The sequence below is a fragment of the Amycolatopsis sp. CFH S0740 genome, assembly GCF_004522315.1.
GTDB classification, from domain to species: Bacteria; Actinomycetota; Actinomycetes; order Mycobacteriales; family Pseudonocardiaceae; genus Amycolatopsis; species Amycolatopsis nivea.
In genome coordinates this window covers 17,473-38,514 of the sequence record NZ_SDLS01000006.1, presented here as the reverse complement: position 1 = coordinate 38,514, position 21,042 = coordinate 17,473, and the positions used below count along the sequence as shown (strand labels likewise).

Here is a 21,042-nt window from a genome sequence, read left to right as displayed (position 1 = left end):
CGGCCGTATCCTGGTCATATGGCGGGCAAGCAGGACAAGGAAGCGGCCAAGCAGGCCAAGCGGGAAAAGCGCGCTGCGAGCAAGGCCCGGCGCGGCCAGCTGTTCGAGGCGTTCAAGATGCAGCGCCGCGAAGACCCGATGCTCATCCCCTGGATGGTCGGTTCGATCGTGGTCGTCGCCGGTGTGCTGTTTTGCATCGGGCTCATCTTCGGCATCCAGTGGACGCTGCTGCCGCTGGGCATCGTGCTCGGCATCCTGCTCGCCGTGATCATCTTCGGCAGGCGCGTGCAGCGCACGGTCTACGGCAAGGCCGACGGCCAGCCCGGCGCGGGAGCCTGGGCGCTGGAGAACATGCGCGGCAAGTGGAAGGTCACGCCGACCGTCGCCGCGACGACCCAGCTTGACGCCGTCCACCGCGTGCTCGGCCACCCCGGCGTGATCCTCGTGGCCGAAGGCGCGCCGCACCGGGTGAAGAGCCTGCTCGCGCAGGAGAAGAAGCGCGTGTCGCGGCTGGTCGGCGACACCCCGATCTACGACGTGACGATCGGGCACGAGGAGAAGCAGGTCCCCCTCAAGAAGCTGCAGTCGCACCTGACGAAGCTGCCGCGCAACCTCAAGCCGGCCCAGATCGACGCCCTCGAGGCGAAGCTGGCCGCGCTCGGCTCGCGCGGCGCCGCGATGCCGAAGGGCCCGATGCCCGCGGGCGCGAAGATGCGGAACGTGCAGCGCACCATCCGCCGTCGCTGACGCCTGGTTGTCGAGAACCCCCGGTCCGCCGCGACCGGGGGTTCTTCGCGTCCAGGGGTCAGCGCATCCGGATGACGACGGTGTTGGTGACGCGGTCGAGCCAGTTGCGGCCGTCGGCGTTGCGCACCAGCGGCGGGAGCAGCAGCACCGTGAGCACCATCCGCACCAGCGCGCGCCACGCGCCGACCATCGCCGCCCCGTCCAGGCGCGCCACCCGGATGCCGAGGGCCGCCATGCCGGGGGTGAAGCCGAAGAACGTGACCGGAATGACCGTGATGACCGCCCAGACGGCGCCCGCCCAGAGGTTGAACGTCTGCATCGCGGCGGCGTTCTGCAGGTCGTAGCGCACGAACAGGGCCGTGATCAGGGAGGCGAGCACCAGGTCGAGCACGAGTGCGAGGAAGCGCGGGCCGCCGCCCGCCACCGCGCCCACGCCCGATTCGGGCAGGCCCATCGACTCGCCGCGCCACTTCGGGGCCTCGCGCGGGCCCGCCGCGGTGGAGCCGTCGCCCGTGCCCGGCAGCCATTCACCCGTCCATCTCGCCACCCGTCCAGGGTATGCCGGTGGCGCGGACCACATCCGGCCTGGTCGACTGGGCAGTGACGGCGGCCCGTTAACACCCGCGAAACATTCGGGTGACGGTCGGGCAACACCGCCCTCTTAGCGTGAGCCGAAGAGAGTACAGCCGCCGGTAACGAACGAGAAGGAGTCACCGAGGGTGCCCACTACTCCAGACGACATTCAGCGCCTCATCGCCGACGAGAAGGTCGAGTCGATCGACGTCAGGTTCTGCGACCTGCCGGGCGTCATGCAGCACTTCACGGTGCCGGCCAAGGCGTTCGACCTGGAGGCGTACGAAGAGGGTCTCGCCTTCGACGGCTCCTCGGTGCGCGGCTTCCAGTCGATCCACGAGTCCGACATGCTGCTGCTGCCGGACCCCGAGACGGCGCGGATCGACCCGTTCCGCAAGGCGAAGACGCTCTCGCTGAACTTCTTCGTGCACGACCCGTTCACCCGCGAGGCCTACAGCCGCGACCCGCGCAACATCGCGCGCAAGGCCGAGCAGTACATCGCGGAGTACGGCGTCGCCGACAACGTCTTCTTCGGCCCCGAGGCGGAGTTCTACATCTTCGACTCGGTCCGTTTCGAGGACGCCGAGCACCTGTCGTTCCACGAGATCGACTCGGTCGAGGGCTGGTGGAACACCGGCGCCGACACCGAGGGCGGGAACCAGGGCTACAAGACGAAGTTCAAGGGCGGATACTTCCCCGTCCCGCCGGTCGACCACTTCGCCGACCTGCGTGACGACATCGTCCGCACGCTGACGAACTCCGGCTTCGAGATCGAGCGAGCGCACCACGAGGTGGGCACCGCCGGTCAGACGGAGATCAACTACAAGTTCAACACGCTGCTGCACGCTGCCGACGACCTGCAGCTGTTCAAGTACATCGTGAAGAACACCGTGTTCGCCGCGGGCAAGACCGCGACGTTCATGCCGAAGCCGCTCGCCGGCGACAACGGCTCGGGCATGCACTGCCACCAGTCGCTGTGGAAGGACGGCCAGCCGCTGTTCCACGACGAGTCCGGCTACGCGGGCCTGTCCGACACGGCGCGGCACTACATCGGCGGCCTGCTCAAGCACGCGCCGAGCCTGCTGGCGTTCACCAACCCGACGGTGAACTCCTACCACCGCCTGGTGCCGGGCTTCGAGGCCCCGGTTTCGCTGGTGTACTCGCAGCGCAACCGCTCCGCGTGCGTCCGCATCCCGATCACCGGCAACAACGCGAAGGCCAAGCGCGCCGAGTTCCGCTGCCCGGACTCGTCGGGCAACCCGTACCTCGCGTTCTCCGCGATGATGATGGCCGGGCTCGACGGCATCAAGAACAAGATCGAGCCGCCGGAGCCGATCGACAAGGACCTCTACGAGCTGCCGCCCGAGGAGGCCAAGAACGTCAAGCTGGTCCCGGGCGACCTGGGCACCGTGCTGGACACCCTGGAGCAGGACCACGACTACCTGCTCGAGGGCGGCGTCTTCACGCCCGACGTGATCGAGACGTGGATCCAGTACAAGCGCGAGAACGAAATCGACCCGCTGCGGCTTCGTCCGCACCCGTACGAGTTCTCGCTGTACTACGACGTGTGATCTGAACTCGCACTCCTCGAATGGCCCGTCAGCCTCGTGCTGGCGGGCCATTCGCGTTTCATCAGCCGCGTGCGGCCATGAACGCGGCGACGCAACGCTTCAGGTCGTCGAGGGAGTGTTCCGACGAGATCTGCACCCGGATGCGGGCCTCCCCCAGCGGCACCACCGGGTAGCTGAACGCTGTCACGTACACGCCCAACCGCAGCATGCGTTCGGCCATGCGGACGGCCTCGGCTGCGTCGCCGAACATCACCGGCACGATCGGGTGTTCGCCGGGCAGTAGATGGAAGCCTGCGTGGCTCATCCGAGAGCGGAAGGCGGCCGTGTTGCGGTGGAGCGCCGCGCGGCGGGAGGGGTCGGCGAGGTCTAGGGCAGTGAGGGTGCCTGCGACGATCGCGGGCGGGAGGGCGTTGGAGAACAGGTACGGGCGGGAGCGCTGCCGCAGCACGTCCACGATTTCGGCATGGGCGCTGACAAACCCGCCGGACGCGCCGCCGAGGGCTTTGCCCAGGGTGCCGGTGACGATGTCGACTCGGTCGCATACGCCTAGGAGTTCGGGGGTTCCGGCTCCGGTCTCGCCGAGGATTCCGGTGGCGTGTGAGTCGTCGACCATGACCAGTGCGTCGTGCCGGTCGGCTAGCTCGCAGATTTCTCGCAGCGGGGCGATGGAGCCGTCCATGGAGAAGACGCCGCCGGTCACGATGAGTCGGCGGCGGGCGGCGGTGGTCGCCAGTTGGGTTTCTAGCTCGGCTAGGGTGCGGTAGCGGTGGCGGCGCGCCTTGGAAAGTCTGATGCCGTCGATGATTGAGGCGTGGTTGAGGGCGTCGGAGAATACCGCGTCGTGTTGGTCTAGCAGGGTGGCGAATACGCTGCCGTTCGCGTCGAAGCATGAGGAATTGAGGATTGTCGCCTCGGTTCCCAGCAAGGCTGACAGGCGCGCTTCCAGCTCAGTGTGCAGGGTTTGGGTGCCGCAGATGAAGCGGACGCTTGCCATTCCGAAGCCGTGCTCTTCGAGGGCTCGTTGGGCGGCGGCGATGACGGCGGGATGGTTGGCCAGGCCTAGGTAGTTGTTGGCGCAGAAGTTCAGGAACTCCTGTCCGGCTACGGAGATCCGCGGTGATTGCGGCGAGGTGAGACGGTGTTCGGTCTGGTACAGGTCTGCGGCGCGGAGGTCTTCGAGGGTGGCGCGCAGTTCGTTTCGGACGGACGCGTACGTCATGGTCGAGGCCGGAACTGCTGTACCTCGCGGCGGCTGCCGTCCCAGCCGGTTCGGTGCAGCCAGTCTTCGAAGGTCATCAGGCCGGGGTGGAGGCGGCGCAACAGGGCGAGGTCGCGGTCGTGAGCGGCGACGTCGTGTTGCTGGAAGAAGCCGAACATTCCGGCGTAGTCGTGGCCGACGTCGGGGATGCTCGTGTGGAGGGTGCCGAGTGGCAGGTCTTCGTAACGGGAGGGCGTCCCGGTTACGCGCTCGAAGGTCGCGGCGATTTCGGTGCCGGTGAGGCTGTCCGCGGAGACGGCCAGATCGCGTGCGCCCCAGGATTGCCAGTGTTCCAGCATGTGTACTGCGAACCAGGCGATGTCGGACAGGGCGATCATCGGGTATCGGCCGGTGCCGAGCGGGAGGGTGAACACCACGGCCTCGTCGCCCTCGGGTGACAGGCGGGACTGGAGGTTCTCGAAGTACGGCGAGGTCACCAGGATCGAGACGTGCTCGGAATACCAGCCGTCCGGTTCGTGGCGCATCATTTCTTCGGATCGGTGCAGCTGGATGTGTGCGGCGACGGCGGCTTTGGCTTCGTAATGCGGCACGAGAACGCGGCCGGCGGTGAGCGTCGCGGCGCTGTCCAGCGAGGACCACACGAATCGGTCGACGCCGTGTTGGCGGGCTGCTTCGAGGATGCTCGTGCCTTGCGTGAACTCGGCGAGCGGGCTTTGCGTGGAGAAGAAATCGGTGTTGCAGAAGACTCGGGAGACGCCGTTCAGCGCGCGCTCGATGCTTCGCGGATCGCTTGCGTCGCCTCGGACTAACCGCACGCGGTCATGGGAAAGGGCTGTCGCGCGGGGTGAATCTGGGTCGCGGGTGAGCACGGTGACTTCGTCGTCGGTGTCGGCGAGGAGCCGGGTGACGACACGGCTGCCCATGGCTCCGGTTCCGCCGATGACGAGGGTGTGAGTCATGACGCGGCCTTCTCGAGCACGTACTCGGCGAGTTCGTGGTGGGTGGCGATCCAGAGGTCGTCTCGGCGGAGGGCGACTTCCTGGAGCAGCTGGTCGAATTGGTCGGCGAACAGGGGGCGTCCGCCGACATGGGCGTGGACGGTCAGGTTGAGAATCCCTGGGGTCGACTGGCGGAGGAGGTAGTCGAGAAAGTCGACGTGGATGTCCCGGTATGCGCGCGGGCCTGCCATGACACCGCGTACGTCGGTGAAGTCGCTGTGCATCAAGTAGACCAAGGGGCCTGCGGACGTGGTCGTGACATACGGCAAATCCTGGTCGCTGTGGTCGCCGGACCAGAGGTAGCCGGACGCGGCGAGCAGATCCGAGGTGCGGCGGGATTCGGTGGCGCGTGGGCTGAGCCAGCCGGTGGGCCGGGAGCCGGTGACGTCTCGCAGGATTTCGGTGCAGCGGTTGATGTTTTCCGCTTCGGCGTCGGGATCGAGCTGTCCGGGAATGACGTCTTGGGCGTAGGAATGCGCTGCGATCTCGTGTCCGGCGGCGTGTGCGGCGAGCACCGGTTCGGGGTGCCGCTCGGCGAGAAGGCCGCTGACGCCGAAGGTGGCCGGCAGGTCGTGCCGGTCCAGGATTTCGAGCAGCCGCCACACTCCGGTCGTCGCCCCGTATTCGGCCCACGACATGCTGTGCCGGCACTCCACGCCGGGCAGCGGCCAGGCGGCGGCCATCGGCGCGTAGACCGGCCAGTGGCCGTCGGACCACGACTCGAGCGCGACGCAGATCTTCACCGCGACCTTCTTGCCGTCCGGCCAAGCCCGCACGGGTCCCATGGGCATTCTCCGCTTCTTTCCGTCGGAATTTCGACGGTAGCCGCGGGCGGGCGATTCATTTAGCCTCGTCGGCGGAGAGGATTTATCCACGTGATGCATAAGCCAGAAGTCACGCTCGACCGCATGCGCACGTTCGTCCGGGTCGCCGAAAGCGGCAGTTTCTCCGCGGTGGCCCGGGATCTCGGCGTCGGGCAGTCCACCGTCACCCGGCATGTCGGCGACCTGGAGGAGGCGCTCGGGGTCTCCGTGTTCAGCCGCACCACCAGGAGCATTTCGCTGACCGACGAGGGCCGCCGCTATTACGCCCGTGCCACGGAGATCCTCCGGCTGGTCGAACAGGCTCAGCAGGAGGTCGAAGACGCCAGGACCGGTGCGTCCGGCAAAGTGCGGATCTCGTGTTCGGCCTTCTTCGGGGTGATGCACCTGAGCCGGTTGATCTTCGGCTTCCAGGATCGCTATCCGGACATTCGCGTCGACTTCGTCCTCACCGACGAACGCTCGGACCTGATCCGCGACGGCGTGGACATCGCGATTCAGCTCGGGCCGCAGCCGGACAGCGAACTGCGCCTGCGTCCGCTCGGGATGGCGCATCAGATTCTGGTCGCGTTACCCGATTATCTCGCGCGGCGCGGAACGCCTGAGTCGCCGGAAGATCTCTCGTCGCACGACGTGATTCGCCGGACCAGCGTCGCCAAGAGCGGCGAGTTGACGCTGATCGACGAACAGGGCACGGAGCACGTCGCGACCTTCACGCCTCGGCTTCGGGTCGATCACGGTCTCGCGGCTCGGGAAGCGCTCGTTGCTGGCCGCGGAATCGCGCCCGTGCCGCGGTGGCTGGTGGACGACCTTCTGCGAGACGGAGCGCTGCGGGCGGTGCTGCCTGAGTACGGTTGCGCGCCGGTGCCGGTGAATCTGCTCGTCGTGCCGGAGCGGGCGGAGCTGACGCGGGTGCGACTTTTGCGGGAGTTTCTCGCGGACGAGATCACGCGGGTTCCGGGAGTGGGGCCGCTGCTTCGTCAATGAGGCTTGCTGGCGCGGATGATCGCCGAGTACAGCTTGTTCCCGACCTCGTGCGTACGCCGGATGTCCACGTCCACGAGGCCCGCAGCGTGGAGCAAGGCTCGGTAATCGTCCGCCGTCAGTGCTCCGCCGAGGCATTCCTCGTCGGCGGCTGCGCGCTCCGCCGCAGTCAGCGTTTCCTCGGCGAGGAGGTCGGTCACGCCGAGGCGGCCGCCGGGACGCAGCACGCGTGCGACTCCCGCGAAGACAGCCGGTTTGTCCGGCGACAGGGCGATGACGCAGTTGGAGATCACGACGTCGACAGTGTTGTCCGGCAAGGGAATGGCTTCGATCGTGCCTTTGACGAACTCGACATTCGCGACTTCCGCCTGCGCGGCCTGTCGCCGGGCGAGAGCGAGCATTTCGTCGGTCATGTCGAGGCCGATGGCGCGGCCGGAGGGTCCGACGCGCCGCGCGGAAAGCAGGACGTCCAGGCCGCCACCGGAGCCGAGGTCGAGGACAGTCTCGCCGGGGCGCAGGTCGGCGACGGCGAGCGGGTTTCCACAGCCGAGACTGGTGGCTGCCACGGTTTCGGGGACGTCTTCCCCGGCGTAGTGCTGTGCGCCGAGTTCCCCGGTGGCTTCGCCGGCCAGCGCTCGTCGTGCGGCGTTGGCGTAGCGTTCCCGGACCGCGTCCTGATCTGGACTCATCTCGGTACCTCGCAAGCGATGTCGGCGAAGGGGACGGCGGCGCGGCCCATGACGACGTCGGCCGCGCTGGGGAAGCAGGACAAACACCGCTCGTTCACCCGGTACAACCGGGCGGTGCCGTGCGGCTGCACGAGGACGAACCGGGCTTCGGTGAGGATCTTCAGATGCGCGGAGACGGTCGATTGGCTCACGTTTACCTGCTCGACGATTTCGCCGACTGACAGCGGGCGATTCGCGGAGGCGATCAGGTGCAGGATCTGGACGCGCGTCGGATCCGCGAGCGCGCGGAACCATCCGGCGTAGGTCTCCGCCTCGGCTCGGTCCAACACGGCAACTCCCTTCATCGCCCATCGACGATAGACGATGAAGGGCTCAGCTGGCTAGTTCGGCGAGCAGCGCCCGGACTCGGCGGTCGATCTCGTCGCGGATGGGGCGGACCTGCTCGGCCGGGAGGCCTGCCGGGTCGTCGAGCTGCCAGTCCAGGTAGCGCTTGCCGGGGAAGACCGGGCAGGCGTCGCCGCAGCCCATGGTGATGACGACGTCCGCCGACTGGACGCCCTCGACGGTCAGGGGCTTGGGGAATTCGCGGGACAGGTCGATGCCGAGTTCGGCCATGACCGCGACGACGGCGGGGTTGACCGTGTCGGCCGGCGCGGATCCGGCGGACCGGACGACGACCTTGCCGCGTGCGTGATGGTGCAGCAACCCGGCCGCCATCTGCGAACGCCCGGCGTTGTGCACGCACACGAAAAGCACTTCGGGGACACTCATGACGCAACCACCGCGGTCGCGAATCGGCGGCGAAGCGCGAGAGACACGTAGACCAGCGCGACAAGGACCGGCACTTCGATGAGCGGCCCGACCACTCCGGCGAGCGCCTGTCCGCTCGTGGCGCCGAACGTGGCGATCGCAACCGCGATGGCGAGCTCGAAGTTGTTGCCCGCCGCGGTGAACGCCAGGGTCGTGGTCCGCTCGTACGACAGGCCGACCGCCTTGCCGAGCGCGTAGGAGCCCGCCCACATGAGTCCGAAGTAGACCAACAGCGGCAGTGCGATCCGGGCGACGTCGAGCGGACGGCTGGTGATCTGGTCTCCCTGCAACGCGAACAGGACCACGATGGTGAACAGCAGCCCGTACAGCGCGACCGGGCCGACCTTCGGCAGGAACCGGGATTCGTACCAGGTGCGACCCTTCGCGCGTTCGCCCAGCCGCCGGGAAAGGTAGCCGGCGAGCAGCGGGATGCCCAGGAAGACCAGCACGCTCTTGGCGATCTGCCACGCGGAAACGCTCAGATCGGCTTGCGGCAGGCCGAGCCAGCCGGGCAGCACAGCGAGGTAGAACCAGCCGAGGACGCCGAACATGACGACCTGGAACACCGAGTTGAGCGCGACCAGCACGGCGGCGGCTTCCCGGTCGCCGCAGGCGAGGTCGTTCCAGATGATCACCATCGCGATGCAGCGGGCGAGGCCGACGATGATCAGCCCGGTCCGGTATTCCGGCAGGTCGGGCAGCAGCAGCCAGGCGAGCGCGAACATCAGCGCCGGGCCGATCAGCCAGTTCAGCACCAGCGACGGCCACAGCAGCCGCCGGTCGGCGGTCACGCTGCCGAGCCGGTCGTAGCGGACTTTCGCCAGCACCGGGTACATCATCACGAGCAGCCCGAGCGCGATCGGCAGCGAGATCCCGTCGACCTCCACCGCGGACAACACAGTGTTCAGCCCCGGAATCCACCGGCCGGCCAGCAGCCCGAGCACCATCGCGGCGGCGATCCACACCGGAAGGAAGCGGTCCAAAGTAGACAGTTTGCCGACGACGCCGGTTTCCGCCGTCATGCGCGAGCTTCCGCGTCGCTCGGGACGAGCACGGCCGAGAGCCGGGCCAGGACTTCCGGGTGGACGCGGTAGTAGACCCAGGTGCCGCGCCGCTCCCCTGCGATCAAGCCGCATTCGCGCAGCACCTTCAGGTGATGGGAGATCGTGGGACCGGTCAGGTCGAACGCGTCGGTCAGGTCGCAGACGCACGCTTCCCCGCCCGCATGGGACGCGATCAGCGACAGCAGCCGCAACCGCACCGGGTCGGACATCGCTTTGAACAGCTTCGACAACTCCGCGGCCTGATCCTCGGACAGCGGTTCGCGCGCCAACGGGGTACAGCACGCACTGATCGCCGCCAGCAGGATTTGCTTCGACATACGTCTATCTTGACAGTTCTCTAGATAGACAGCAATCTAGGTGCAGCCTGTTTCGACAACCATCTATTCAAGGAGTGCCGATGTCCCGAGTTCAGCTCGCCCTGCGGGTCGGAGACCTGGCTGGTTCGATCGACTTCTACGCAAAGCTCTTCGGTGTCGAACCGGCCAAGCTCCGGCCGGGTTACGCCAACTTCGCCGTCGCGGAGCCCGCGCTCAAGCTCGTGCTGCTGGAGGGCGAACCGGGTCAGGACACCGTCTTGGACCACCTCGGCGTCGAGGTCGAATCGACCGACGAGGTCAACGAGGCCAGCAAGCGGCTCACCGGAGAAGGTCTGGAGACGCTGACCGAGGACAACACCACCTGCTGCTATGCCGTGCAGGACAAGGTGTGGGTGCACGGTCCCGGGCAGGAGCCGTGGGAGGTCTACACGGTCAAGGCGGATTCCCAGACGTACAGCTCCGACAGTGCCGCGCTCGCCGCCTGCTGCACGACCGAGGAGGCGGCCAAGCCAGAGGGCTGTTGCGCCTGATCGGAGACGCATTCCACGGTGCTTCGCGGGCCCGGGCCTCCACGCCCTACGCTGTCACCACGCCCGCTTCGGACCGGCAAAAGGACGAGAAGACCACCGTGCGCATGTATTTCGAGCCTGAGGACGCCGACGCGTTCGAGGCGGCCAAGGCCCTGCTGGTACGGCGCTGCGCGGCCGATGACGAGCACGTCGATCCGCTGACGGTGGAATCGGCGCTGAACTTCCGGCACTACAGCATCGACGGCCGGCTGGGCTACTGGACGACTGGCCTGGTCACGGAGTTCCTGTTGTCCTACACGCCTCGGACGCTGTCGGCCGCTCCCGAGGACGCGGCCGGCGTCCCGGAAGATCTGCGACTGTTCCTGCGCTGGCTGCACGCGAACGAACTCGCCGACCCCACGGGTGATCCGCTGGCCGACCTCGACGCCGCGGCGGTGGAAGCCAGTCACGGATTCGCCGCGGCGATGGCCGACGAACGGAACTTCGGCGTGGCCAAGTTCTGGGTGATGAACGCGCTCCGGCGCGGCCTCGATCCTGCGGACAACGCGGCCATGGGGGACTTTCTCACCGAAGTTCGGGCGGGGAACGTCGACTTCGACGAAGCAGCGCTCGAAGAGATCACCGCCCGGCACCTCCTCGACGGCGGCCATCCTGAGCGTGCGGTGCCGCAGCTGCCGGTGTCGCTTCCGCCGGACGCGGAGCTCGCGGCGGCAGCCGAGCGGACACCGGTCGTCGCCCGGTTGCGCGCACTGGTCGAATGGGTCGGCGACGGCCGGGCACTGACCTCGACCGGCCAGCTGAAACTGGCCGATGCGCGCGAGCTGGTGGACCTGCTGGACACCGGCGACCGGATCGATCCGACGATCGGCGACCAGGTTTACCGGACCCACAGCAGCGCCGACCTGCCCGTACTGGCCGGGCTGGTCGAGCTGGCGAAAGAGATCCGCGTCGTCCGGACAGTCAAGGGCAAGCTGGTGCGCGTCGCGAAGAACGCGCGCCTGCTCCGGAACAGTCTCGCCCTGTGGATCGCGGCGTTCAACGCATTGCCCTCACCCGACCTCGTCGTGCAAGGGCGCTGGGCGCCCGAGTACACCGTGCTGTTCGGCGAAATCATCGACACAGTGCTGCCGGACGTGCTCAACACTCTTTACGGCTTTCCCGAACCGATGCCGGTGGTCCGGCTCGAGGAAACTGTCTGGCTGTCCTTCCTCGACGCCGTCTGGCTCGATGAGCCGGACGATCCGGAGTGGCGGCGCGGAGTCGGCGCGGACCTGCGCCGGGTGTTCGCCACGCTCGCGGACTTCGGCGCGGTCACGCTCACGACCGGTGTGCCCGACCCGATTTTCCGTGCCGATCTCGGCCCGGACGGGCCTGCCGGGTTTCCTCCGGACACCGATGCCCGCCTGCGGACCGCGCTTTCCGGCGAAAGCACCGATCTGGTGAGCTTGACTCCGCTGGCGGCTCGGGCGGTCCGCGCCCGCCTGGTCGCCGAAGGCCGCCACGCACCGCTGATCGGGGAGCTGTCCGACGCCGAACCCGCCGGGTTGCTCGGCTTGCTCTCCGAGCACTACCACCCGGAGGCCGCGAAAGCGGAGTTGACCGGATGGATGGCCGTCCGCGGCGGGCAGGAACTCGCGCTGCCGCTCCTGCTGGACGCGGTCCGCCGCAGCCCGTTCCGCACCCGCGCGCGAGCGATGCTCTACGTGCTCGTCCAGGCTCTTCCCAACGGCACCGCAGTGCTGCGGGAGTTGTGCCACGACTGGCAACTCGGGCCGCTCGCCGTGCAACTTCTCGTTGACGACGGCGAGTTTTCGCTGGAGGAACTCAGCGACGAGGAAACCATGCGCGGCATGATCGAGCAGTTCATTCATCTGCTCGAAACCGGCGGCTCCGACGCGGTCTCCGACGCGCTCGCCGCGATCCCGGCCCCTGAGGCCCGCGAGCTGACCGCGGACCTGCTTGCCTGCGGCCATCCCGACCAAGCGGGTCTGGCAGAGCTGCGCGAACTGTTCGCCCGGCCGCGGCCTGGGCGCGCGAGCGTGCATCCGCTTGCCGGAATTTCCCGTTCTCCGCGGAAGGCTCGCAAGAAGCGACGGCGTTGAGCCTGCGCCGGCGAGCAGCCCGGCTGTCCTGACTGGCCCCGGACCGGCGTCCGGGGTTCTTTGCTGCGCCCGGCCGGTCGTTGATCCGGAGCGGCGACACCTCTTGCCACCAGTTGTCCGGCACCGTTATGTTAATGAGAAATCACTTCTTCCGAGACTGTCGACAGGGGGCGGCGAGCAGCCCCTGGCCGGTGATGGGATGGCAACGACGCCTACCAGAGAGGCAGACAAGTACATGGAGAATCTCAGCAGAAGGAAGGTGCTGACCCTCGGCGCGGCGTTGGGCATCGCGGGGATGGCGGGCACCACCGGCACCGCGTGGGCGTGGTCGAGCAAGGGGTCCATCGCCGGGAGCGGGACGGGGGCCGATCCGTTCCAGGTGTGGGACGACAGCGCGGACGCGGTCGCCAAGGCGTTGCTGGCCGAGGGCAAAGTACCGGCGGTCAACAAGGCCTGGGAGGGCTGGATCGACAACGACGCGCCGTTGCCCGCCGGCATGCCGGACTATCTGGTGGCGTATCTGCAGCAGGTCAACAAGCTGCCGTCGTGGGCGGATCCGGCGAAGCTTGCCGCGTCGGAGAAGCTTTACACCCGGTTGAGCAGTTATCTGTTCGTCTCGGAGACACTCGGCAGCGGGATCATGAGCACCGTCATTCCGCGGGAGGCGCGTGCGGTTTACTGGTCGGCCGGCGGCGCGGACATGAAGCAGCGGGCGGCCAAGACGTTCACCTTCGGCTACGACCTGCACAACTCCAAAGCTTGGGCGCCGGACGGGCATTTCGTCGTTACGGCCAACAAGACTCGCCTCGTGCACGCGGCGGTGCGGAATTTGCTGCCGACGTCGGCGAAGTACCAGGAGGGCGCGGATCAGCCCAGGCCGATCAGCAACGGGGACATTTTGCGGACGTTCCATTCCGTGGCGACGTTCGCGCGCAGCAACATGCTCAAGTGGAACATCGCGTTGTCGACAGCGGAGCAGGACGCGGATCTGCATGCCTGGCAAGTCGCACTGCATCTGCTCGGCGTCCAGGAGCAGTTCATTCCGCAGACGTGGGCGGACGCGGAAGCGCAGGCGCAGCAGATGTTGTGGCCGGTGCTCGCGCCGACCGAGGAAGGGGTCAGCCTGGCGAAGACGTTGCTCGGGTACATCGAGAATCCGACGCTCGGGCTCGATTCCGGGTTCGTCAACGAACTGGTGCGGTATCTGCTCAACGACCAGATGGGCGATTGGCTCGGACTCCCCCGCGACTACGCGCAGGCGGCATTGGCGCGGATCGAATGGCCTGCCTATGTGGCGTTCCGGGAAGGGGCGTCCAAGATCATGCCGGGCAGTTTCTATCTCTTCGATCAGTTCGTGCGCGGCATTTCGATGCTGTACCTCAACAACGGGACCTCGCCCACGCAGACGCCGATCACGCTTCCGACGGCGAATCGGCCGGGAGCCTAGAGCCCCAGTGCGCTCAACAGGAAAGCGGTAGCGGCGGCGCGGTGGCTGGGAGTGTCCTCCCACCGCAGCCGCCGGCCGGTTTCGACTACTGCGCCGAAGCCCGCGTGCACCAGTACGCGGGCTTGGTGCGCATCCAACTCCGGCCGGGCCAGGCGGAGTTGTTGTTCCCAGACAGCGATGTGCTCGCGTTGGGCGAGGATCAGCGGGCGCTGCAACGCGGCGGGCAGGCCGCCCAGTTCGGCTGCGGCAACGTTGGTCAATGCGGTGTGTTCGAAGCTGTACGCCACGTACGTCGCGGCCAGAACGGGCAGGGCTTGCGCGCCAGTGGTGCCGTGGAGGTTTTGTTCTACGGCTTGCGAGAGGAGTCCTGCGGCTTGCAGGCAGGCTGCCGCCAGGATTTCGGCTTTGTTGGGGAAATGGCGGTACAGCGCGGAAGGCACTAAGCCGACCGCTTCGGCGATGCGGGCGTTCGTGACGGTCGCGAATCCGTCGCGCTCGAACAACGGCACCGCGGCGGCGAGGATCTGCGCGCGGCGGGTCCGTGCGACGGGCTGGGCGGGCAGCTCCACCGACGGTGCGGTCGGGGTGCTCGTCGACGTGGCGAGGCGGAGGGCGGATTCGGTCAGCAAGTTCTCGGCGCGATGGTGGGCGATCGACGTGCGGTGCATGGTGATCGAGCCGATCGCGCCGAGTGCGGCTACGGCCCGGAGGTCCGCGTCCGGGGACGGCTGCACTGCCTCAGTCACGCGCGCGACGACCTGCGCGAATTTCGTGCTCAGCGCGCGCCGGTCCGGGCGGTCGAGGTAGCGGGCTTCCCAGCGGTACAGGCCGCCGGACTCGCGGTGGGCGACCGTGACCTGGACCAGCGGACGGAGGACGGCCACGGCTGGTGCGTCAGCGGGCACCGCGTCGAGGGCGGCGACGAGGCGGTCCGCCATCACGTTGGCGCACTCGGTGAAGAGGGCGTACTTGTTCGGGAAATGCCGGTACAGCGCCGCTGCGGTGATCCCGACGGCGGCGGCAATCTCCTCCATCGACGCCGCGTGGTAGCCGCGCTCGCTGAAGGCGCGGCCCGCCGCTTCGACGATGAGCTGCTTGCGATTGCGCGGACGCGTGGCCGCAGCCGGTTCGGAGGTCACTGCGGACCCCGAACACTCGGATGCGGAAGTACGGCCATGCCGGCCAGTCAATCACGAGACGGGCGGCTCTTCACGTGGGCGGGAGGCGTGGCTCGGCAGAGGTACGTGAGGGGAACCCTGAGGGAATCTGCGTACGTGAGGGTTCCCCTCACGTACGTTCCGCAGTCTGTCATCGTCCAGCCCCCTGTTCGAGGTTCCGGCGGATGCGCTCCCGCGCGGCCGAATCGCCCGTTCCCAGGTCGGTGTTGCGGATTTCGTGGCGAAGACCGTCCGCCAGGACGAAACGCGGGTGATGCAGCGAAGCCAGCGACTCGGTCGGGTCGCCGTCCACCGCGATCACGTCCGCGCGCAGACCGGGGACCAAGCGACCGGTTACGTCCGACAGGCCGCACACGCGAGCGGCGACTGAGGTGGCACTGGCGATCGCTTGGCGCGGAGTCATTCCGGCTTCGGCGAAGGTGTCCAGACAGTCGGCGTAGCGTTCGAAGTGCACGAGCGGAATTCCAGCGTCCGTTCCGGCGACGATGATGGCTCCCAAGGCGATCAGCGCACGCAGGTTGCCGACCACGGCGTCGCGTTCGTCCCAGGGGCACATGTAGTCCGCTGCGGTGCAAGCAGTGTTCATGGTCGGGCTCACGGCGATTCCGCGGGAAACGATCATCTCGGCGATTCGCGGATCGAATTCCGTACCGGTACGGGTGACCCAGCCGCAGTGTTCGATGCAGTCGACCCCGGCGAGCACGGCTCGTTCGATGCCTTCGACGCCCAGCGCGTGCGTCGTGACCGGCAGCGAACGGGCGTGTGCTTCGGACACCAACGCGGTCAGCTCATCCACGGTGTAGCGCGCTTGCGCCGGATGACTGCCGGGGGTCATGAAGCCGCCAGTGGTCATGACTTTGATCAGGTCGACGCCGTCCTCCGCGTGCTGTTTGACCCTCGCGCGGACCTGGTCGACGCCGTCCGCGATGCCGCCCATGGACGCGGCGTGGCCGTTGGTGACGGTGATCGGGGCGTTCGCGGCGAGGATTCGCGGGGTGGCGTTCGGGGCGGCGGCAAGCAGGTCTCGTACGCGGGTGCCCAGGGTGCCGGGCGCGCCAAGATCGCGGGCGGTGGTGACTCCGGCGTCGAGCAATCGCTGCGCGTTGGCGATCATCCGGCGGCTCAGTGCGTCATCGTCGCTGGGCATTTCCAGGCTGACTTCGCCGGAACCCGGGTCCTGGCAGAGGTGGACGTGACAGTCGATCAATCCGGGCATCAGGGTGACGTCGCCGAGGTCGGTCACCGGGCCATCCGGAGCGGAATTCCGGGGTCCGGCATAGGTGAGCACGCCGTCCGAGACGGCGACGGCGGCGTCGTGGACCAGCGGGGCGGACGCGTCAGTCAAGAGCCGCGCGGCGGTGAGGATCATGCTTGCCTCCGGTATTCCGCGAGCGCCGTGCACAGGCGGTCGATGTCGTCGGTGGTGTTGTAGCAGTGGAAGGAGATCCGCAGGTTCGATCCGCGCGGCGCGGTGACGATGCGGCGGGCGGCGAGGAAGTCCGCCAGGGCAACGGGGTCGGCGTCGACCAGTGCGACTTGCGGACCGGGGCGAGCGTCGGGGGCCGGTCCGTTCAGGGTTTCGCCAGCAGCGGTGAGGCGTTCGGTGGTTTCCGCGACCAGGCGTTCGACGTGGGCCCAGGCTGCCGCGGGATCGAGGTGGCTGAGGACTTCGATGCCGGCGCGGGCGGCGTAGGCGGCGGGGATTCCAGGGGTGCCGGATTCGAAACGGCGGGCGCTGGTCGGGACGTCGAGGAGCGCGGGATCGAAGTCGAACGGGTCGACGCGGCCGAACCAGCCGGTCATCCGCGGCGGTTGGTGGTCTTCGACGCCGCTGCGGGCGAACAGCACCGCGATTCCGGGCAGGCCAAGCAAATACTTGAGGGTGCCGGTGATCAGGTAGTCGCAGTCCAGTTGTGTGACGTCGACGGGGACGACACCGACCGCTTGGTAGGCATCGACTAAAACTCGGGCCCCGACGGCTCGCGCGTGTTTGGCGATTTCGTTCACCGGTTGCAGGGAACCGTTGGTGTACAAGGCGAACGGGATCGACACGAGCCGAGTCGACGAATCGATCTGAGCACGGTAAGCCTCGATCACTCCGAGCGAACGCATCGCGTCCTGGCTGACCCACCGCATCTGCTCGCGTGCCGGACGTTGCGCGTGCAGCACCTGCCCGACGCTGGGAAACTCCGACGCCATCGACACAATCACGCCGCCGTCGTCGAAGTCGACCGCGTTGACCGCCTGGAAAGCGGCGTGCGACGCAGAGGGCACCAACGCGATCTCGTCCGGGTGCGCATGGAGGAAACCCGCCGCGGCGGTGCGCAAACGCTCGACTTCGGTCATCCACGGGCCCCACGGCGCACCCTGGTCGCGCAGCGAATACGCCAGCTCCCCCAATGCCGCGGTGACCTGCGTGGAAACCGCGCCCTGGCTGCACGAAGCCAGGTGCGTGGTGTCGGCCAAACTGGGGAACTGGGCACGGAACCGGTCGGGATCCACGAGTCACCTCCGCGAGAACTGCCGTCAGCCACAGTGAACAGCGAGCACTTCCACTGCGCAACCCTCTCTCGCGTCGCCACGATTGTCGTCATTGACGCGACACAAGTCATCGCTCACACTGATGCACATTCATCCAGGCTGAACACATCGACGTGGGTAGCTGAGGAGCGATCATGACCCGAACCGCACCAGGCAACCGCCGCCGCTGGCATTGGCTTCTGCTCGTCGTCCCGTTCGCGTGGTGCGTCGCGGCGATCCCCCTGGTCAACCGGATCGACTACGTCTTCGGCTCGATCCCGTTCCTGCTGGTGTGGATGACCGCGGGCGTGCTGATCGGCTCGGGCGCGATCGGTCTCGTCTACGCGATCGACCGCCGCCGCGGCGACCTGGACCGGGTGTAGCGCGATGGCACTGGCACTCGCTCTCCTGATCGCGGTCGGCTCGATCGTCTGGGGCACCGTCGCCGCCGCGCGCGGCCGGGCGATGAATCTGCAGGAATGGTCCGTCGGCGGACGCCGGTTCGGCACCTGGCTGTTCTGGTTCCTGCTGGTCGGCGAAACCTTCACGACGTTCGCGCTGCTCGGCGCGTCGCAGGGCGTGTTCAGCAACGGCGCGCCCGGGTTCTACGTCCTCGGCACGGTCGTGCTGACCGCGGCGGTCGGCTACTGGGTGGTGCCGAAGATCTGGCGCGCGGGCAAACAGCACGGCCTGGTCACCATGGCCGACTACTTCACCACGCGCTTCGAAGCCCGCTGGTTCGGCGGCCTGATCGCGGTCTTCGGGATCGTCGCGCTACTGCTGTACGCCCAGGTCCAGTTGACCGGGCTCAGCCTGATCCTGGCGAGCCTGTTCGGCAGCGAGGTCCCGTCGCTCGTCTACGTCGTCGCCGGCGGGGCGCTGGTCGCCGGGTTCGTGCTGGTCGGCGGGATGCGCAGCGCCGCGTTCACCGCGATCGTCAAGGACGTCCTGCTGATCGCGATCCTGCTCGTGGTCGCGATCGGCGCGGCGGACGCGGCCGGCATGAGCGGTCCGCTCGGCGTGTTCGACGCGATGAAACAAGCGCATCCGAACGGCGCGACACTGCCCGGACTCCACGGTTCGACCGCCACGAACACCTGGTGGTGGATGAGCTTCCTGCTGCTCACGCCGTTGGGCTCGTTCGCGCTGCCGCACATGTTCCAGGTCTCCTACAGCGCGAAGGACGTCGCGACGATCCGCCGCAATCAAGTCGTCCAGCCGCTGTATTCGCTGTTCTACGTCCTGATCGTGATGATCGCGCTCGCCGCGGTGCTCGCGCTGCCGAAGCTGACCGACAAACAGGCGAACGCGTCGCTGCTGATTTTCGTGCGCGAGAAGTATCCGGAATGGGTCATCGGGTTGCTCGGCGGCGCGGGCATTCTCGTCGCGCTCGTGCCGACCGCGGTGCTCGTGCTCGCGGCCAGCAGCCTGTTCACCCGCAACGTGCTCGGGGCCCGGTCGAAGAAATGGGCCTCGTCGCTGACTGCGATGCGCGTGGGCGTCCTCGTTTTCACTGCGCTTTCCGTACTTCTTGTCGCGCACAGCAACGAAAAACTGTTGAGCATCATGACGAACGTGTACAGCGCCGTCGGCCAGCTGGCTCCCGCGCTGTTCCTTTCGATGCTGTGGCGCCGGGTCACCGCGCCCGGACTGGCGGCGGGTGCGTTGTGCGGCGGGCTGATCGTCGGGGTGCCCGCGCTCGGTTCGCTCGTCGCGCACGCGATGCCGCCCGGAACCGTCGTCGGATTGCCCGCGCTCGTCGTCAACCTGATCGTGACCGTGGCGGTCAGCCTGGTGACCCGCCCGCCGTCGCGCACCGCGGTCGAAGTCGGGGCAGGGGACCGCCCAGCGGGACCCGCGGAGGCCAGTGACCTGCGCCGGAGCACCGTTTGACGATAATGATCGGGTGACCGTGACGAGGATCCGCGAATTCCGCACCCTGCGCGGGCTGACCGTGCGCCAGCTCGCCGACCAGGCGGGCGTGTCGACCGGGTTGATCAGCCAGGTCGAGCGGGGCGTCACCGACCCCAGCCTGGAAACCATGCGGCGCATCGCCGAGGTGCTCGACATCCCGCTGTTCAGCCTGTTCCAGGAGCCGGACGAGGAAACCGTCGCGGTGATCCGGCACGACGACCGGTACCGGATCTCCTCGCCGCACCACGCGATCACCTACACCCGCGCCTCCCCCGGCGGCGCGAAGCTCGAGGTGCTCGAAGGCGTGCTCGAACCCGGCGGCGCCTCGTCCGACGAACTGCGCTCGCATCCCTCCGAGGAATGCGTGGTGGTGATCGCCGGACGGCTGACCGTCCAGGTCGGCGAGCAGACGCACGTGCTCAAGACGGGCGACAGCTGCCACTTCGATTCGACCATCCCGCACCGCTTCCGCAACGACGGCCGGACCACCGCCCGTTTCCTCGTGAGCGTCACTCCACCGAGTTACTGATACTTCCGTCGGAAGTATCGTGGCCAAAATTGGTCTAGACTTTTCGTTCCGAAACCGGCGAAAAGGACGGACTGATGCGAGGGACGACGGTGCCTCCGGGAATGTGCTGCCGACCGGTCAAAACCGGTGAACTTCCGCTGCACCGGCTTGAGGTGCCCGCGCCGGACGCGGTGCCGTTCGCGGTCGGGTCTTTCGACGCGGTGGGCCCGTTGTCGAGGGCGGAATTCCCGCACCGGCACACGTTTTACGAAATCGTGCTCGTCACCGGAGGGACCGGTGCGCACGTGGTCGACCTGACGCGGTGGGAGCTGAGCCCGCCGCACCTCGGCGTCGTCACGCCGGGCCAGGTGCACCACTGGGAGGCGAGCGAACTCGCCGGATCGGTCGTGCTGTTCACCGACGACTTCCTCTTCGACCATCCGGCCGACCGAGAAACCCTGCGCAGGCTGCGCGAACGGCCGTGGCTGCGGCTGGACCGGGCCGAACACGACCGGACCGCGCGGCTGATCGCCGAACTCGAGGAGGAATTCCGGCGCGGCGGCGAGGACGGCGAATCCGTGCTGCGCGCGCTGCTGCACGTGTTGATCGTGCGCGCCGGGCGGCTTCCCGGGATTCCGTCCGCGCCAGCCCCAGCCCGCGCGGTAGCGGCGGAATTCGCGCAGCAGGCGGAAAAATCGGAGCTGGGACTGTGGTCGGTGCGCGCGCACGCCGAACGGCTCGGCGTCACTCCGGGCTATCTCACCGAGGCCGTCAAGGCGGCAACCGGGCGTACCGCGGCGGAATTGGTGCGCGAGGCGCGGACCCAAGAGGCGAAACGGTTCCTGCTGCGGACGAATCTGTCCGTGCGGCAGGTGGCCAGCCGCGTCGGATTCGCTGACCCGGCCTACTTTTGTCGGTTCTTTCGGCGCGAAACCGGGTTGAGCCCCGGCGGATTCCGCCGCACCGGCGACACAGCCCCGAAGATTCACCACGACTGCATGACTCCGTCCATCGCTGCGGGCTGATCTCCTCCCTACCGTCGAGGGGAAT

At 67.8% G+C, this 21,042-nt stretch carries 22 protein-coding genes; 10 read left to right on the top strand and 12 right to left on the bottom strand.

Features of this window, described 5'->3' with window-relative positions; translation table 11 throughout:
* Positions 1-18: 18 nt before the first annotated feature.
* The gene (locus EIZ45_RS12565; protein WP_134669710.1) at positions 19-747 is read left to right on the top strand and encodes a DUF4191 domain-containing protein; all 729 of its coding nucleotides are present in this window, start codon (positions 19-21) and stop codon (positions 745-747) included.
* A gap of 58 nt (positions 748-805) precedes the next feature.
* Here EIZ45_RS12565 and EIZ45_RS12560 read toward each other — a convergent pair whose 3' ends face one another.
* Complete coding sequence (locus tag EIZ45_RS12560; protein WP_037818278.1) at positions 806-1,294, bottom strand: RDD family protein; 489 nt, start codon at positions 1,292-1,294, stop codon at positions 806-808.
* A 172-nt stretch (positions 1,295-1,466) separates the two neighbouring features.
* Between EIZ45_RS12560 and glnA the strand changes: the two genes are divergently transcribed.
* On the top strand, positions 1,467-2,891 hold the full coding sequence (gene glnA, locus EIZ45_RS12555) for a type I glutamate--ammonia ligase (protein WP_037818277.1): 1,425 nt from the start codon (positions 1,467-1,469) through the stop codon (positions 2,889-2,891).
* Positions 2,892-2,952: 61 nt separating this feature from the next.
* Here glnA and EIZ45_RS12550 read toward each other — a convergent pair whose 3' ends face one another.
* The 3 genes from EIZ45_RS12550 to EIZ45_RS12540 are packed head-to-tail and all read right to left on the bottom strand — an operon-like array spanning position 2,953 to position 5,899.
* The gene (locus EIZ45_RS12550) at positions 2,953-4,110 is read right to left on the bottom strand and encodes a glycine C-acetyltransferase (protein WP_134669712.1); all 1,158 of its coding nucleotides are present in this window, start codon (positions 4,108-4,110) and stop codon (positions 2,953-2,955) included.
* The gene (locus tag EIZ45_RS12545) at positions 4,107-5,069 is read right to left on the bottom strand and encodes an NmrA/HSCARG family protein (protein WP_134669714.1); all 963 of its coding nucleotides are present in this window, start codon (positions 5,067-5,069) and stop codon (positions 4,107-4,109) included. Before EIZ45_RS12545 ends, EIZ45_RS12550 begins: the two co-directional genes overlap by 4 nt.
* A complete protein-coding gene (locus tag EIZ45_RS12540; protein WP_240690940.1) occupies positions 5,066-5,899 on the bottom strand; it encodes a polysaccharide deacetylase family protein in 834 nt (277 codons plus the stop codon). Before EIZ45_RS12540 ends, EIZ45_RS12545 begins: the two co-directional genes overlap by 4 nt.
* Before the next feature lie 87 nt (positions 5,900-5,986).
* On the opposite strand from EIZ45_RS12540, the gene EIZ45_RS12535 reads away from it, so the two are divergent.
* The gene (locus tag EIZ45_RS12535) at positions 5,987-6,916 is read left to right on the top strand and encodes a LysR family transcriptional regulator (RefSeq protein WP_134669716.1); all 930 of its coding nucleotides are present in this window, start codon (positions 5,987-5,989) and stop codon (positions 6,914-6,916) included.
* Here EIZ45_RS12535 and EIZ45_RS12530 read toward each other — a convergent pair.
* The 5 genes from EIZ45_RS12530 to EIZ45_RS12510 are packed head-to-tail and all read right to left on the bottom strand — an operon-like array spanning position 6,910 to position 9,793.
* Complete coding sequence (locus EIZ45_RS12530; RefSeq protein ID WP_134669718.1) at positions 6,910-7,602, bottom strand: methyltransferase domain-containing protein; 693 nt, start codon at positions 7,600-7,602, stop codon at positions 6,910-6,912. The genes EIZ45_RS12535 and EIZ45_RS12530 overlap by 7 nt on opposite strands.
* Positions 7,599-7,931: a helix-turn-helix transcriptional regulator gene (locus EIZ45_RS12525; protein WP_134669720.1), complete on the bottom strand. Its 333-nt coding sequence runs from the start codon at positions 7,929-7,931 to the stop codon at positions 7,599-7,601. Before EIZ45_RS12525 ends, EIZ45_RS12530 begins: the two co-directional genes overlap by 4 nt.
* Before the next feature lie 43 nt (positions 7,932-7,974).
* Entirely contained in the window at positions 7,975-8,373 is a 399-nt protein-coding gene (locus EIZ45_RS12520) for an arsenate reductase ArsC (RefSeq protein ID WP_134669722.1), read from the bottom strand.
* Positions 8,370-9,434 (bottom strand): ACR3 family arsenite efflux transporter, encoded by a 1,065-nt coding sequence (gene arsB / locus EIZ45_RS12515; protein WP_134669724.1) that lies wholly within the window; start codon positions 9,432-9,434, stop codon positions 8,370-8,372. Before arsB ends, EIZ45_RS12520 begins: the two co-directional genes overlap by 4 nt.
* Positions 9,431-9,793, bottom strand: a complete 363-nt coding sequence (locus tag EIZ45_RS12510) for a helix-turn-helix transcriptional regulator (RefSeq protein ID WP_134669726.1) — start codon at positions 9,791-9,793, stop codon at positions 9,431-9,433. Before EIZ45_RS12510 ends, arsB begins: the two co-directional genes overlap by 4 nt.
* An 80-nt stretch (positions 9,794-9,873) precedes the next feature.
* Here EIZ45_RS12510 and EIZ45_RS12505 point away from each other — a divergent pair, with 80 nt between their 5' ends.
* The 3 genes from EIZ45_RS12505 (at position 9,874) to EIZ45_RS12495 (ending at position 13,872) form a co-directional block, all read left to right on the top strand.
* Positions 9,874-10,323, top strand: coding sequence for an ArsI/CadI family heavy metal resistance metalloenzyme (locus EIZ45_RS12505; RefSeq protein ID WP_134669728.1), 450 nt, complete (start codon positions 9,874-9,876; stop codon positions 10,321-10,323).
* Between the two features lie 104 nt (positions 10,324-10,427).
* The gene (locus tag EIZ45_RS12500; protein ID WP_235146613.1) at positions 10,428-12,425 is read left to right on the top strand and encodes a hypothetical protein; all 1,998 of its coding nucleotides are present in this window, start codon (positions 10,428-10,430) and stop codon (positions 12,423-12,425) included.
* A 235-nt stretch (positions 12,426-12,660) separates the two neighbouring features.
* Positions 12,661-13,872 (top strand): oxygenase MpaB family protein, encoded by a 1,212-nt coding sequence (locus EIZ45_RS12495; protein ID WP_134669730.1) that lies wholly within the window; start codon positions 12,661-12,663, stop codon positions 13,870-13,872.
* On the opposite strand, the gene EIZ45_RS12490 is transcribed toward EIZ45_RS12495, so the two are convergent.
* From EIZ45_RS12490 to EIZ45_RS12480, 3 genes are all read right to left on the bottom strand, one after another.
* Positions 13,869-15,011, bottom strand: coding sequence for a TetR/AcrR family transcriptional regulator (locus EIZ45_RS12490; RefSeq protein ID WP_134669732.1), 1,143 nt, complete (start codon positions 15,009-15,011; stop codon positions 13,869-13,871). The genes EIZ45_RS12495 and EIZ45_RS12490 overlap by 4 nt on opposite strands.
* A gap of 169 nt (positions 15,012-15,180) precedes the next feature.
* Positions 15,181-16,419: an amidohydrolase family protein gene (locus EIZ45_RS12485; RefSeq protein WP_134669734.1), complete on the bottom strand. Its 1,239-nt coding sequence runs from the start codon at positions 16,417-16,419 to the stop codon at positions 15,181-15,183.
* Positions 16,416-17,552 (bottom strand): aminotransferase class V-fold PLP-dependent enzyme, encoded by a 1,137-nt coding sequence (locus tag EIZ45_RS12480; protein WP_134669736.1) that lies wholly within the window; start codon positions 17,550-17,552, stop codon positions 16,416-16,418. Before EIZ45_RS12480 ends, EIZ45_RS12485 begins: the two co-directional genes overlap by 4 nt.
* Before the next feature lie 173 nt (positions 17,553-17,725).
* On the opposite strand from EIZ45_RS12480, the gene EIZ45_RS12475 reads away from it, so the two are divergent.
* From EIZ45_RS12475 to EIZ45_RS12460, 4 genes are all read left to right on the top strand, one after another.
* A complete protein-coding gene (locus EIZ45_RS12475; protein WP_051171722.1) occupies positions 17,726-17,953 on the top strand; it encodes a DUF3311 domain-containing protein in 228 nt (75 codons plus the stop codon).
* A 4-nt stretch (positions 17,954-17,957) separates the two neighbouring features.
* Positions 17,958-19,463 carry a sodium:solute symporter gene (locus EIZ45_RS12470; RefSeq protein WP_134669738.1) on the top strand — a complete coding sequence of 502 codons (1,506 nt, stop codon included), beginning with the start codon at positions 17,958-17,960 and terminating at the stop codon, positions 19,461-19,463.
* A gap of 13 nt (positions 19,464-19,476) precedes the next feature.
* Entirely contained in the window at positions 19,477-20,013 is a 537-nt protein-coding gene (locus tag EIZ45_RS12465; RefSeq protein ID WP_037818260.1) for a helix-turn-helix domain-containing protein, read from the top strand.
* A gap of 74 nt (positions 20,014-20,087) precedes the next feature.
* Positions 20,088-21,017 (top strand): AraC family transcriptional regulator, encoded by a 930-nt coding sequence (locus EIZ45_RS12460; RefSeq protein WP_167756426.1) that lies wholly within the window; start codon positions 20,088-20,090, stop codon positions 21,015-21,017.
* Positions 21,018-21,042: the final 25 nt, after the last annotated feature.